10 protein-coding genes are annotated in these 14,471 nt (G+C 60.6%); 6 read left to right on the forward strand and 4 right to left on the reverse strand.

The window, feature by feature from the left end:
- Positions 1-21: 21 nt before the first annotated feature.
- Both yjgA and mog read left to right on the forward strand, forming a co-directional pair.
- Positions 22-681 carry a ribosome biogenesis factor YjgA gene (yjgA, locus tag AEP_RS06070; protein WP_087494557.1) on the forward strand — a complete coding sequence of 220 codons (660 nt, stop codon included), beginning with the start codon at positions 22-24 and terminating at the stop codon, positions 679-681.
- Positions 678-1,277 carry a molybdopterin adenylyltransferase gene (gene mog / locus AEP_RS06075; protein WP_087494558.1) on the forward strand — a complete coding sequence of 200 codons (600 nt, stop codon included), beginning with the start codon at positions 678-680 and terminating at the stop codon, positions 1,275-1,277. Before yjgA ends, mog begins: the two co-directional genes overlap by 4 nt.
- Before the next feature lie 137 nt (positions 1,278-1,414).
- Here mog and cysE read toward each other — a convergent pair whose 3' ends face one another.
- Together cysE and AEP_RS06085 are read right to left on the reverse strand one after the other, a co-directional pair.
- Complete coding sequence (cysE, locus tag AEP_RS06080) at positions 1,415-2,188, reverse strand: serine O-acetyltransferase (RefSeq protein ID WP_087494559.1); 774 nt, start codon at positions 2,186-2,188, stop codon at positions 1,415-1,417.
- Positions 2,189-2,197: 9 nt separating this feature from the next.
- Positions 2,198-3,037 (reverse strand): RNA methyltransferase, encoded by an 840-nt coding sequence (locus AEP_RS06085; RefSeq protein ID WP_087494560.1) that lies wholly within the window; start codon positions 3,035-3,037, stop codon positions 2,198-2,200.
- A gap of 132 nt (positions 3,038-3,169) precedes the next feature.
- Between AEP_RS06085 and AEP_RS06090 the strand changes: the two genes are divergently transcribed.
- A complete protein-coding gene (locus AEP_RS06090; RefSeq protein ID WP_087494561.1) occupies positions 3,170-4,084 on the forward strand; it encodes an inositol monophosphatase family protein in 915 nt (304 codons plus the stop codon).
- Here AEP_RS06090 and AEP_RS06095 read toward each other — a convergent pair whose 3' ends face one another.
- On the reverse strand, positions 4,085-7,015 hold the full coding sequence (locus AEP_RS06095) for a sensor domain-containing protein (RefSeq protein ID WP_087494562.1): 2,931 nt from the start codon (positions 7,013-7,015) through the stop codon (positions 4,085-4,087). It lies immediately after the preceding gene.
- Positions 7,012-9,957, reverse strand: a complete 2,946-nt coding sequence (locus AEP_RS06100; RefSeq protein ID WP_198301901.1) for a sensor domain-containing protein — start codon at positions 9,955-9,957, stop codon at positions 7,012-7,014. Before AEP_RS06100 ends, AEP_RS06095 begins: the two co-directional genes overlap by 4 nt.
- Before the next feature lie 127 nt (positions 9,958-10,084).
- Between AEP_RS06100 and mutS the strand changes: the two genes are divergently transcribed.
- The 3 genes from mutS to AEP_RS06115 all read left to right on the forward strand — a co-directional run bounded on the left by mutS (position 10,085) and on the right by AEP_RS06115 (position 14,466).
- Positions 10,085-12,649 carry a DNA mismatch repair protein MutS gene (gene mutS / locus AEP_RS06105; protein WP_087494563.1) on the forward strand — a complete coding sequence of 855 codons (2,565 nt, stop codon included), beginning with the start codon at positions 10,085-10,087 and terminating at the stop codon, positions 12,647-12,649.
- A gap of 175 nt (positions 12,650-12,824) precedes the next feature.
- Positions 12,825-13,652, forward strand: a complete 828-nt coding sequence (locus AEP_RS06110) for a proteasome-type protease (protein WP_087494564.1) — start codon at positions 12,825-12,827, stop codon at positions 13,650-13,652.
- Between the two features lie 10 nt (positions 13,653-13,662).
- Positions 13,663-14,466, forward strand: coding sequence for an alpha/beta hydrolase (locus AEP_RS06115; protein ID WP_087494565.1), 804 nt, complete (start codon positions 13,663-13,665; stop codon positions 14,464-14,466).
- Positions 14,467-14,471 lie beyond the last annotated feature (5 nt).

The raw sequence follows: 14,471 nt of genomic DNA on the forward strand, positions 1-14,471 counted from the left end.
CGACGGCTATGATACTTGGCTATGTCACGCAAACTAAAAAAGGGCTATTACGTCCGGGGCTTGTTCGTTGCCGAAGGCAGCGCACTCGACTTGGAGTACAAGCGCGAACTCAAGGGCACGGATGAACCGACCCGCACCGATCTCAAAAAAGAAAGCGATGCATTGCAAAAGCTGGGTGAAGACCTGCTGACGCTGCGCGCAGAACTTCTGACCAAGTTGGAGCTTCCCGACAAACTGGTGGATGGCGTGGCCGAGGCCAAACGCATCACCAATTTCGAGGGCAAACGCCGCCAGATGCAATTCATCGGCAAGCTGATGCGCAAGCTCGATCCCGCCAAATGGGACGAGATCCGTGCCGCGCTGGAAGAACAGCATATGCCCTCTGTGCAGGAAACCATGGTGCTGCACCAGGCCGAGCAATGGCGCGACCGGTTGATTGCCGACGACGATGCCGTGGGCCAGTGGCTCAACATCAGCCCCGACACCGACAGCCAGCAGTTGCGCGCGTTGGTTCGCCAAGCGCGCAAAGATGCCAAGCCAGAAAAGCCGGGTGAAGCCGTTCGCCATGGCCGCTCGTACCGCGAAATTTTCCAACTCGTGCGAGAAGCGCTGCTTGCGAATCAGGAAGCGTCGCAATCCGCGGCGGCAGACAACGACGTAGAAGACGGAGATGAAGATTGAGCAGCGCTGCGTTGGATGAAGTCCGCATCGGTATTGTCTCTATCAGCGACCGCGCATCGGCTGGAGTGTATGAAGACAAAGGCATTCCCGCCCTGAAGGAATGGGTGCTGCGTGCCGTGCAAAACCCCGTGGTGTTTGAGGCCCGCCTGATCGCGGACGACCAGCAGACCATTCAGGACACCCTGATTGCGCTGGTGGATGCGCGCTGTGCCTTGGTGCTCACTACCGGTGGCACAGGCCCTGCCCTGCGCGACGTGACGCCTGAGGCCACGCTGGCTGTGGCACACAAGGAAATGCCGGGATTCGGCGAGCAGATGCGCGCTATCAGCCTGAACTTTGTGCCCACAGCGATTCTGTCGCGTCAGGTCGCCGTCATCCGCGACCAGACCCTCATCATCAACCTGCCCGGCCAACCCAAAGCCATTGCAGAAACGCTGGAAGGTGTGAAGGATGCCGAGGGCAAGCAAGTTGTACCCGGTATCTTTGCCGCAGTGCCTTACTGCGTAGACCTGATCGGTGGCCCCTACATCGACACCGTAGACGGCGTCTGCAAGGCCTTCCGCCCCAAAAGTGCTATTCGCCCTCCACGGAACTGAGGAAGATCTTCGTTTCGAAAAGCGTCACCTTCCCGGTGCGCGTGCCTTGACCCAAAAATACCGCAGAATCGGCTCCGCCAGCCTGCAGGTGTTACCCCCTGCAAGGGAGAAGCGGCAAAGCCGCTCGGGGGTGAGCCCTACTTCCCAATCAGCTCATTAATTTTCGCGGCCTCAAAGCACTCTTTGCGCGCGGCGTCTTTGGGCACGCAATCGCTGTCTGCCAAACGGGCTGAAAGTTGCTCCACGGCCTTCCAAAGCATGGCAATCTGGTGGTCCTGACCGGAAGCGCTATCTACCAAGCCGCGCAAAGCTTGACTTACCGGATCGTCGTCCTGGGTGATGCCATAGGCGGTGAACTTGCGATCTTGCGTGGTTACATCCGCGCTCATACCCTCTTTGCTGGGGATGATGCGTGCCGGTATGCCCACCGCCGTGGCACCGGCCGGCACGGGTTTGATCACGACGGCATTGCTGCCGATCTTGGCGCCATCGCCCACCTCAAACCCGCCCAATACTTTGGCTCCCGCGCTGACGACCACGTCTCTGCCGAGTGTGGGATGGCGCTTGGCGCCCTTGTACAGACTGGTGCCACCTAGGGTCACGCCTTGGTAAATCGTGCAGCCATCGCCGATTTCGGCAGTTTCTCCCACCACGGTGCCCATGGCATGGTCAAAAAACACGCGTTCACCGAGCTTGGCGCCTGGGTGAATCTCAATCCCCGTGAGAAAACGGGCAATGTGAGAGGTAAAGCGTCCCAGCCATTTCAGGCCGTGGTTCCAGAACCAGTGCGCAGGACGGTGCAACACCACGGCATGCAAGCCGGGGTAACAGGTAATGACCTCCCAGGTACTGCGGGCAGCAGGGTCGCGGTCAAGAATGCACTGGATGTCGGAGCGGATGCGAGCAAACATGGTGTCAGTCTATCCCTTCAAGGTCGGCTTGCCGTCTATCGCCACCAAATCCGCACTACGGACAGGCGATTGAGGGCCCTGCTGCAGGATGGCTTTGGCAATACCCCGCAAGATGTGGATTTCCTCCTGTGTCACCTGCGCCCGGTTGAACAATGCATTGAGCCGCGGCATCAGCTTCTTGGGGGACGCGGGGTCCAAGAAACCCAGATGCACCAGCGATTGCTCGAGATGGGTCAACATGCCGGTCACCTGCGCTGCATCAGCCAGATGCGAAGGTGTAACGGCCGCCTGCACCCCAAAGCCGCCGAGGGCCAGACGCCACTCGTACGCAATGACTTGCAGGGCCGCCCCGATATTGAGCGAACCGAAGCTCGGATTGCTGGGAATGGACAGGCAGACATGGCAACGATACACGTCTTCATTGCGCATACCGAAGCGCTCGGAACCGAACAAAAAGCCGATGCCCTGCTGCCCCTTCGGGGAAGATTCAGGCATCAAATCGGTACCTGGCGCTGATGGCGTATGCGCAAGCAGCTCCTGTTTTGATAGCACTTCAAAATGCTCACGCGGCGTGGTGGTGGGGGGACCGAAGTCGCGCGGGGTCATGGCCGTGGCGCACAAATGGGTGATGCCATCCAGTGCCTCGTCCAGCGTTTCGACAATGCGGCATTTGTCCAGCACATCCAAAGCACCACTGGCGCGCTGAATGGTTTCTTCGCGGCGTAGCACATTGGGCCAACGGGGTGCGACCAGCACCAGGTCGTCAAAACCCATGGTTTTCATGGCACGGGCGGCAGCGCCCACATTGCCCGCGTGGCTGGTGTTGATAAGGATAAATCGGGTGTGCATGCAGACTGAAAGTGGCCGAATTGCTGCGACCGCACAAAGATAGGGTGCGCAACCGAGGCCGAACCGTTAAAATATGCCTATTGTCGCCGCTTGCATCGCCAGCCGGTCCTTCCAGTTCTTCCCCCACAATCTATGACGCTCAATCTGCACCCCATGGCCAACGTGGCCATCAAGGCCGCCCGCACCGCCGGTTCCATCATCAACCGTGCCGCGCTGGACATCGAATCCGTTCGTGTATCCCAGAAGAAGGCCAACGACTTTGTCACCGAAGTGGACAAAGCTGCAGAGCAAGCGATCATAGAAACCCTGCTGACGGCCTACCCCGGCCACGGCATCCTGGCTGAAGAATCGGGCAGCGAATACGGCGCCCGCGACTCCGAATACGTCTGGATCATCGACCCGCTGGACGGCACCACCAACTTCATCCACGGCCTGCCTGTGTATTGCGTCAGCATTGCACTGGCGGTTCGCGGCAAGATCGAACAAGCCGTGGTGTATGACCCTACCCGCAACGACTTGTTTACGGCCACCAAAGGCCGTGGCGCTTACCTGAACGACCGCCGCATCCGCGTTTCCAAGCGCACGCAGCTCAAAGAGTCGCTCATTTCCACCGGCTTCCCTTTCCGCCCCGGTGACAACTTCAACCAGTACCTGCAGATGATGGGCGACGTGATGCAGCGTACCGCCGGCTTGCGCCGCCCCGGCGCTGCAGCTTTGGACCTGGCCTATGTGGCCGCCGGCTACACCGAAGGTTTCTTCGAGCTCGGTTTGCAACCCTGGGACGTGGCTGCCGGCTCCTTGCTGGTCACCGAAGCCGGTGGTCTGGTGGGCAACTTCACGGGCGAGGCTGACTTCCTCGAGCAGCATGAGTGCCTCGCAGGCAACCCGCGCATCTATGGCCAGTTGGTCAGCCTGTTGGGCAAGTACAGCAAGTTCGCACCTGCCGGCGAGAAGGCCGCTTTGCGCCAAGCCGCCATCGCCGCTGACAACCCGGAAACGACAACAGAAGACGCTCCCGCCGCCGGCGCTGAAGACGCGCCCTTCTGATCAGCCTACGCTGAATTCGGTCACCGGGACCGGTCGGCCAAACAGATAGCCTTGAAAGAAGACGCAGCCCTGGTTTAACAAAAACTGGCGCTGCCCTTCCGTCTCTACGCCTTCGGCGACCACATCAAAGCCCAGGCTGCGCCCCAGCGCCAGCACGGTGCTGGCAATAGCAGCATCGTTCACGTCGGTAAGCACATCCCGAACAAAAGACTGGTCGATCTTGAGCTGCTGCAAAGGCAGCATCTTCAGGTAGGACAGGGACGAATAGCCGGTACCGAAGTCGTCCAACGCGAACCGCACGCCCAGGCTGCGCAGCGCTGTCATCTTCATGATGGCTTCCTGGCTGTCGGTCAACAACAGGCTCTCGGTGAGCTCGAGCTTCAAAAGCCTCGGGTCCGCTCCGTTCTGTTGAATGGCGTTTTGTACTTGAACCACAAACTCGGGGCTGCGGAACTGGCGGGCACTGACATTCACCGCCAAAGTGAGGTGAGCACTATCCGGGCTTCGCGCCCAAGCGGCCAACTGGGCACATGCGGTTTGCAGCACCCATTCACCCAAGGGAATAATGAGGCCGGTTTGTTCAGCCAAAGGGACAAATTGCATGGGGGAAACCATGCCGCGCACCGGATGCTGCCAGCGCAGCAGGGCTTCCGCGCCTACCACCCGACGATCCGCATCGACCACCGGCTGGTAATACAACATCAGTTCGCCACGCTGCAGTCCCGCGCGGAGATCAGACTCGAGCTCGGTCCGCTCCGCCACCATGGACTGCATGGCGGGGTCAAAGAAGCGCAGCGTATTGCGGCCTGCAGATTTGGCTTCATACATGGCCAAGTCAGCCTGTTTCAGCAATTCGTCCACTGACTGCCGCAAGCCATGAATCAACACCACGCCGATGCTGGGCGTGCTGTGGTGCGAGCCACCGGGCAGTTCGTAAGGGATGTTGAGCTGTTGCAATATTTTTCTGGCGACCAATTCGGCCTGAACGCCGGCATCAGCCAAGGTACCGTCGAGATCCTGCAAAAGAACCACAAACTCGTCACCTCCGAAACGGGCGACCGTGTCTGATTCCCGGACACAGGCCTTCAGCCTCTGCGCCACGACGCGCAACAGCCCGTCACCCACATCGTGGCCCCGTGTGTCATTCAGATCCTTGAAGTTGTCCAGATCAATGAACAAAAGCGCACCATGCAAGCGGCCCCGTGCACAAGTCGCGACTGCATATTGCAGATGGTCCATGAGCAAGCGGCGGTTAGGCAAATCAGTCAGCACGTCATAGAAGGCCAGACGTTCGATTTTTTCTTCCGCCTCTTTGCGCTCGGTAATGTTTCGGCCGATGCCGCGATAGCCCTTGAACACGCCGTGGGAGTCGAAAATGGGCGCGCCACTGGTGGATATCCAGAACACGCGCCCCTCTTCGTCTTTGTCCCGCAGCTCCAGCTCACGGAATTCCTGGCGCGCGTCGAGTACCGCTCTGTGCGCCGCCCATGCAGCCTCGGTCATGTTCAGTGCGCCGTTTTCCCATCGGGTTTTGCCAATGCTGTGTTGACCCGTCTTGTTACGCCCGGCCTGGATCGCGCCATGAAACCGGGTGAACCGGTATTCGGCGTCTTGCTCCCAGTACCAGTCGGAAGATAGCTCTGTCAACGCCCGGAAACGGGCTTCGCTCTCCTGCAGAATGGCCAGAGACGCTTTGTGTTCGGTGATGTCGGTCACCGATCCGTAGGCGTTGTACTTGCCGTCAGTCTCCCGGTACGTGATGGCTTTGCCGAACAAAGTCCGGACGTGCCCGTCTTTGCCGATGATGCGGAACTCCTGCGCCCACGTCATGCCATCCACTGCCGCTGCATTCATGGATTTGAGGGTCTGCACGATGTCATCCGGATGGATCAGCCTGAACACGTTTTCCGGTGCTGCACGGGCCTCTTCCGGCGTCACTCCGAATATGGCGGTACAGGCGTCGCTCACAAACAAAAACCGCCCGCTGTCCCGGCTGAACATCTCAAACTGGAACACCATTTCAGGCAAGCGGCTGGTCAGTCGCTGGATCACGTCGAGCCGGCGCTGCGGTACCAACTTGGCCTCTGCTTCCTCCGTGAAATCCTGCACCACCCCGAAATCCACATAGCTGTCGTCCTGGCGGTGGTAGCGGTGCATGCGACTGCGCACCCAGCGCACGTCGCCATCCCGACGAATCCACCGGAACTCCAGCAATCGGCCGTCCATGGCTTCCCTGGCGGCGAGATAGACTTCCTTGTCCTCCGGGTGAATGCCTACACGGGATTTATCCAGAGTGAGCTTTTCGGTCCAAGGCGTCTGGGTCAGACGGAACAGGCCACGTGACCATCGCGGAACGGTTTGGCCTTGCGGGACAATCCAATGTCCCGCCTGCGCCAAGCTCTCTGTTTCCTCAAACAGTTCCAGCTGCCCGCGCAATTCGTCGTTCGCATCCTGCAGGGCCTGCTCGCTCTCGGCCACTGCTTCCTGCGCAATACGCTGGGCGGTGATGTCTGAGAGATACACCAGCACGTGGGGCTCTCCGGCAATGTGCATGATGGAGCCGCGCCATTCCAGCAAGAGCTCCTCGCCATTGCGCGTGAGGAAACTGATCTCAACGCCGCCGGCCATGGGATTGGCTTGCATCTCACGCAAAGCAGCGTTGCGTGCCTCAATATCGGGCCAGAAACCCAGGGACACTGAGGTACTGCGGGTGGCCTCTTCCCATGTGTAGCCGGTGAGTTGCTGCCAGCGTGCATTCACGTCGATGATGGCCCCGTCATCCAGGCGCTGCACCGAGATAGCGGCCGGACTTTGGGCAAAGAGCGCTTCCAGCATGTCGTACTGGCGGCGGCTCACCAACTCCAGAGAGCGCAGTTCCGCCTGCAAAGCGTCAATACCCGGCAGCTCAGGGGGTGTTGATTTGCTGGTCATGCCGGCCCCGTCAAATGCAACTGCTCGACCGGCACCGGGCGCCCGAAGAAATACCCCTGGAAGGCCCTGCACCCCTCTCGCAACAAGAAATCCCGCTGACCGGCTGTTTCGACACCTTCCGCCACCACCCCGAGGTCCAGGCTCTTGGCCAGGTTCAAAATCGTCCGGGCGATGGCGGCGTCGTTGGGGTCTGTCAGCACATCGCGCACAAATGACTGATCGATCTTGAGCTGGTCCAAGGGCAATCGCTTGAGATAGGCAAGGGACGAATACCCGGTACCGAAGTCGTCCAAGGAGAAACTCACGCCGATGGAGCGCAGCTCTCCCATCTTGATCACAGCCTCTTCAAAATCGGTGAGGAGCAGGCTCTCGGTAAGTTCCAACTTCAGGCGATAGGGGTTGGCGCCACTGGTGCGCAACAAATCCAGAATATGGGTAGAAAAATCAGGATGCCGGAACTGGCGGGCGCTCACATTGACGGCAATACTGAGCTTTTGGGTCTGCGAGTCGTCGTTCCAGGCAACCAACTGCGCACACGCCGCCTCCAGCACCCATTGGCCCAGCGGAAGAATGAGCCCGGTCTGCTCGGCCACCGGGATGAACACTGCCGGAGACACCATGCCCCTGACCGGATGCAGCCAGCGCAGCAGCGCCTCCACCCCCGTCACCGTGCCAGCTTGGTCCACGACCGGCTGGTAATAGAGCGTGAACTGCTCTTCCTGCAGCGCACGGCGTAGGTCGGCTTCCATGTCGGCGCGCTCTGAGGCCGCTGCCTGCATGTCAGGATCGAAAAAGCGCAAGGTATTCCGCCCTGCCCCTTTGGCCTGGTACATGGCCAGATCAGCGCGTTTGAGCAGCTCCTCAATGCTGTCGTTGTGTTGGAAAAACAGCGTCACACCTATGCTCGGCGAGCTGTGCATGTTGTGGTTGCCCAAAGCAAATTGCTTATTGAGGGAACCCAACACTTTTTTGGCCACCAACTCTGCCTGGGTCGCGGCCAACAACGGGTCTGCATCCAGCTCTTCCAACATCACCACGAACTCATCGCCGCCCAGCCGCGCGACCGTATCGGCGCTGCGCACGCAGTCTTGCAATCGCTGCGCCACTTGCTGCAGCAGCAAATCCCCCATGTGGTGACCCAAGGTGTCATTGAGGACCTTGAAGTTATCCAGATCAATGAACAGCAGCGCTCCGTGTTGGCGATTACGGGTGCTCGAATCCAGCGCATGCTTCAAACGGTCAATCAACATGCGGCGGTTCGGCAGGCCGGTCAACGCATCGAAGAATGCCAGGCGTTCAATCTCGGCCTCTGCGGCTTTGCGGGCGGAAATATCGCGCCCGGTTCCGCGATAGCCGCAGAAATTGCCTTGGGCATCAAAAATGGGCGCCCCGCTGATGGACACCCACATGAAACTGCCGTCAGACAGGACGCGCTGCATTTCAAAGTCCTGGAAAGTCTGATGCGCCTCCAGCAGGTCCTGGTGGGCCTTCCACTGGGCCGGTGTAACACCGCGCCCGCCAGAGTCCCACCGGGTACGGCCCAGTGCCCCTTGCGGTGCCAACCGGTCTGCGTTGATACCATTGCCATCGATACGCACAAAGCGAAACTCTGCGTCCTGTTCCCAGTACCAGTCTGAGGACAGGCTGGACAGGCTGCGGAAACGCTCCTCGCTTTCCTGCAACTGGGCCAAGGCCTTCTTTTGCGGAGTGATGTCGGTAATGGAACCGGTGAACAGCACCGATCCATCCGGCTTGATCTCCGGCACCGAGGTGCCCAGCAGCCAACGCATGTCGGCGCCGGCATCACGCGTGCGGAATTCGCAGTTCCAAGGTTGCAGGGTGTCGCGGCTGGCGAGGCTGGTTTTAATGATGCGAGGGACATCTTCGCGGTGAATGCGCCGCATCAAGGCGTTGGCATCTTCACGCGCCTGCTCCATCGACACCCCGAAAAGCTGCGCGACGCCCGCACTCACAAAAGGAAACTTGAATTGGCCATCCGGCCACATCTGGAATTCGTACACCATGCCCGGCGCACGACTGGTAATTTTGTGGATGAAATCGAGTTGGGTTTGCAAGGCATCACGAGCGTCCCGCTCCTCGGTGAATTCCTGGACCACACCAAAGTCTGCCAGCACGCGGCCCTCCGCCATCTGCCGGTGCATGCGGGAGCGCGCCCACAGAGTGCGGCCTTCCTTGGAGAGCCACCGGAATTCGACAACGCTGCCATCCATCCTGATTCGCGCCTCCTTCAAGCGGGGCAAGTCTTCTGGATGCACGGAACCCCACAGAGACTGGTTGGTGGCCAAAGGTACATCGCCCAGACCCGCCATTAGCGCCAAGCCGCGGGAGAGTTGAACCCGGTCATCGTCCGGATATGACACCCAGTGCCCCACCTTGGCCACCGATTCAGTCAGCTCATGCAGCTTGACTTGGCGGTTCATGGTTTCGTTGGCATGCTCCAAGGCCTGCTCACCGGCTTTCAAGGCATCACGGGCCATTTGCTCGGCGGTGACATCACGCAGGTAAATCAGCAAATAGAGCTCGCCGGACTCCTCCAGCATGGCGGCATTCAGTCGCACCACGCGGGGAATGCGGTCTTTCATCACCAGCGTCACATCGGTATCCACAACACGGCTGCCCACCTTCATACCGCCGAATACCCGGTCCCGCTCCTGCGGGTCCAGCCAATGGCCCAGCTCCACCGCACTGCGGCCCAAGGCTTCGTCACGCGTATAGCCCGTCATGAACAGCCATTCGCTGTTGACCTGGACGAGCACCCCGTCGCGCACTCGCGTCAAAGCGATCGCTTCGGGGCTGCTTTCAAAGATGGACTGGAACACCGACAACCCCAGGCCCACAGGCGCTGCGCTGGCCACGGCCTCAAGGGCAGCGGACTCGTCGGGTCGGGAGACCGGGGGAAGTTGCACAGGGGAATGGGCCATAAGGTGTGACTCCTTATGATAGGGCCTGTAGCAGGCCTGCGCCATAGATGGGCCGCTCCACGAATACCCGATTTCCCTCGCCGTGACATCTCCCCTCGCAACCGCTCCGCTCGACCAGCACACCCCCATGATGCAGCAGTATCTGGGGCTCAAAGCAGCCTACCCCGACACGCTGCTGTTCTATCGCATGGGCGACTTCTACGAGATGTTTTACGCCGATGCCGAAAAGGCCGCCCGCATTCTGGACATTACGGTCACCACCCGTGGCCAGTCCGCCGGTCAACCGGTGGTCATGGCAGGTGTGCCATTCCACTCGATGGAAGGGTACCTGGCCAAATTGATACGCCACGGCGAGTCGGTGGCCATCTGCGAGCAAACCGGCGAAGTGGGCGCCACCAAAGGCCCGGTGGAGCGCAAAGTGGTGCGGGTCGTCACCCCCGGCACGCTGACAGACGCCGAACTGCTGTCCGAAAAAACCGAGTCCATGCTGATGGCCGTGCACCAAGGCCCGCGCAACCGCTGCGGCCTGGCCTGGCTGTCCGTCACCCAGGGCGTCGTCTTTCTGGCCGAATGCACGCCTGACGAAGTGCCCGACTGGGTGAGCCGCATCGCCCCCAGCGAGCTGACCTACAGCGCTGGCTGCACCACCAGCTTTGAAGACCGCCTCAAGCGCCTGCGCCACGGCACCGCTGTGTACCTGACCGCCCGCCCCGAATGGCAGTTCGACAGCGCCCTGGGCCAGCGCAAACTGCTGGACGCACTGCAAGCCGCCAGCCTCACCAGCTGGAACGCGCAAGAGCTGGCCCTGGCCCACGCGGCTGCCGGCGCCTTGATTGGATACGCTGAACACACCCAGGGCCGAGCTCTCACACACATCCACAGCGTGCAGGTGCAGCGCAACGATGCACTCATAGACTTGCCCGCCACCACCCGCCGCAACCTGGAGCTGGTGCAGACCCTGCGCGGCGAGGACAGCCCTACCCTCTTCAGTCTGCTCGACACCTGTATGACAGGCATGGGCAGCCGCTTGCTCAAACGCTGGCTGCTGGAGCCCCTGCGCGAACGCACCGAGGCACAGCACCGCCTGCTGGCGATTGCTACCCTGCGGAACAATATCTGGCAAACCCTGCGCGGCCAGCTCAAGGGCTGTGCGGACGTGGAACGCATCACCGCCCGCATCGCCCTGCGCCAGGTGCGCCCGCGCGAGCTGGTTGCGCTGGTGCAAACGCTACAAAAAACAGAGCTGCTCGCGCACAATCTGCGGGCGCCAGAGGGCTATTTGGCTCATATTTGCAGCCATCTTCAGCCACCGGCCGAGGCCATTACCCTGCTGGGTCGCGCCATCGCGCCCGAACCTGCTGCACTGGTGCGCGACGGTGGCGTGATCGCCAACGGCTTTGACGCCGAGCTGGACGAGTTGCGCGCCATCCAGACCAACTGCGATGCCTTTTTGCTGGACCTTGAAGTCCGCGAAAAAGCCCGCACCGGCATTGCGAACCTGCGGGTGCAGTTCAACAAGGTGCACGGCTTCTACATCGAAGTCACCACCGGCCAGGTGGACAAAGTGCCCGAGGACTACCGCCGCCGCCAGACCCTGAAGAATGCAGAGCGCTTCATCACCCCTGAGCTCAAAGCCTTTGAAGACAAAGCCCTGAGCGCCCAAGAGCGGGCCCTGGCCCGCGAGAAATGGTTGTTCGAGCAGGTGCTGGACCAGTTACAAGCACACATTCCCGACCTCACCGCCGTAGCCCAGTCGCTCGCCGCGCTGGACACCCTGTGCGCCTTGACCGAACGCTCGCTCACACTGGACTGGAATGCCCCGCAGTTTGTGACCGAGCCCTGCATCGACATCACCCAAGGCCGGCACCCCGTGGTGCAAGCGCGCTTGGCAGAACTCAGCAGCGGTAACTTCATCGCGAATGACACGCGCCTCGGTGTCAAGCAGCGCATGCAAGTCATCACCGGGCCCAACATGGGCGGTAAATCGACCTACATGCGCCAGGTCGCGCTGATCGTGCTGCTGGCCAGCATCGGCAGCTACGTGCCCGCGCAGGCTTGCCGGCTGGGGCCAATTGACGCCATACACACCCGCATAGGCGCAGCGGACGACTTGGCCAACGCCCAGTCCACCTTCATGCTGGAAATGACCGAGGCTGCGCAAATTTTGCACAGCGCCACGCCGCACAGCCTGGTGCTCATGGATGAAATCGGCCGGGGAACGAGCACCTTCGACGGACTGGCACTGGCCAGCGCGATTGCCACGCAGCTGCACGACAAAACGCAGGCCTTCACCCTGTTTGCCACCCACTATTTCGAGCTCACCGAGTTCCCTGCCACTCACCATGCGGCGCTGAACGTGCACGTGAGCGCCGCCGAAGCGGGCCGCGACATCGTGTTCCTGCACGCCATCGAACCCGGCCCGGCCAGCAAAAGCTACGGTGTGCAAGTGGCGCGCCTGGCCGGCATGCCCGCCGCCGTGCTGAACCACGCCCGCCACACCCTGGACGCGCTGGAAGCCCAAGCCAGTGAATCGCAAGCCCAGGTGGACCTGTTCGCTGCGCCCCCTGCTACAGAAATAGTAGCTGCCAGCGCCGTAGAGACGGCGCTCTCAGCGATTAACCCTGATGCGATGAGCCCCAGAGAAGCGATGGACGCGCTTTATCAATTGAAAGCATTGGCTAGCAAGGCTTAGCTCTTTCGCTCCGGTAGGGCGGGGAGGTGGTGTGCGGGATGGGGGCGATTTCAAAAACCGAAGGTTCATGAGCCCCCGGCCCGCACACCGCCTCCCCGCCCGGCAAGGACTGCCCCGCAAAGTCCACCCGCCCCACCCCGATACACTCTAGGTTTTGCCCCAAACCACAAGAAAAATGACCTACTGCGTCGCCATAAAACTCAACGCCGGCCTGGTGTTCCTCTCCGACTCCCGCACCAACGCCGGGCTCGACCAGATCAGCACCTTCCGCAAAATGATCGTGTACGAGAAGCCCAATGACCGCTTTATGGTCCTGCTCTCGGCCGGCAACCTCAGCATCTCCCAATCAGTCCGCGAGATCTTGCAGATCGAAAAGCTCAAGGACCACGAGGACGACGAAGGCATCACCATCTGGAACGCCAAGAGCATGTTCGACGCTGCCCGCGTGCTGGGCTCGGCCATCCGCAAGGTGCAGGAACGCGACGGTGCGGCCCTCAAGAATGCGGGCGTGGACTTCAACGTGTCGCTGATCTTCGGTGGTCAGATTCAGGGCGAAGGCATGCGCCTGTTCCAGGTCTACTCGGCCGGCAACTTCATAGAAGCCACCCCCGAGACGCCCTACTTCCAGGTGGGCGAATCCAAATACGGCAAACCGGTGCTGGACCGCGTGATCACCCCCAATACTCCGCTGGACGAAGCCGCCAAATGCGCATTGGTGTCCATGGACTCCACCCTCAAGTCCAACCTGTCGGTAGGCCTGCCGCTGGACATGGTGGTGTACGAAGCCAATAGCTTCCAGACCGACAAAGTGGTGTGCATCGACGAAAACAACCCCTACTTCAAGATGCTCCACAACAACTGGGGCCAAAAGCTGCGTGAGGTGTTCGACAGCATTGAAGACCCGATGTGGAACGGCGGCCAGACCGAGGTGCCGCTGTTGATACCCAGCACCCGCAGCCTGCCTTTGAAGAAGATCACCACTCCCGACGAGAAATTGATTTAGTCTCGCCTGCATGTCGACCATCGTTTTTTCTCACGCCAACAGCTTCCCCGCCGCCACCTACAAGGTGCTTTTCAAAAGCTTGCGGGCCCGCGGCTACAGCGTCAAAGCCATAGAAAAGTACGGACACGATGCACGCTACCCGGTCAGTGACAACTGGCCGCATATCGTGCAGCAATTGGTGGACTTTGCCTCCAAAGTGGTCGACAAGGCGGGCGAGCCCGTCTGGCTGGTGGGCCACTCTTTGGGCGGCTTTTTAAGCCTCATGGCCGCAGCCCAGCAACCTGGACTGGCCAAAGGTGTGGTGCTGATTGACTCCCCCCTGGTGGGTGGCTGGCGTTCACGCATGGTGGGCCTGGCCAAAACCACCCAGCTGGTGGGGTCCATCTCCCCCGGCGCAGTAAGCCGCAAACGCCGCCATAGCTGGCCTGATGCCGAGGCTGCGCTCGAACACTTCAGGCACAAAAAGGCTTTTGCCCGCTGGGACCCGCAGGTGCTACAGGACTATGTAGATGATTTCCCTGAGGACGCCGACGGCAAACGGGTGTTAGCCTTCGATCGCGATGTGGAAACCGCTTTCTACAACACCCTGCCCGACAACCTGGACCGCCTGCTGGCGCGCCACCCCTTGAAGTGCCCGGTGACGTTTATCGGCGGCGACCAGTCTGCCGAAATGAAGCAAGTCGGCATGGACCTGACCAACAAGATCACCAAAGGGCGCAACATGATGCTGGATGGCACCCACCTTTTCCCGATGGAAAAACCGTTGGCAACAGCAGCCGCATTGGAAGCGGCCCTGCGCAATATGGGCCACTGAGCAGC

The organism is Curvibacter sp. AEP1-3 (assembly GCF_002163715.1).
GTDB lineage: Bacteria > Pseudomonadota > Gammaproteobacteria > Burkholderiales > Burkholderiaceae_C > Allorhodoferax.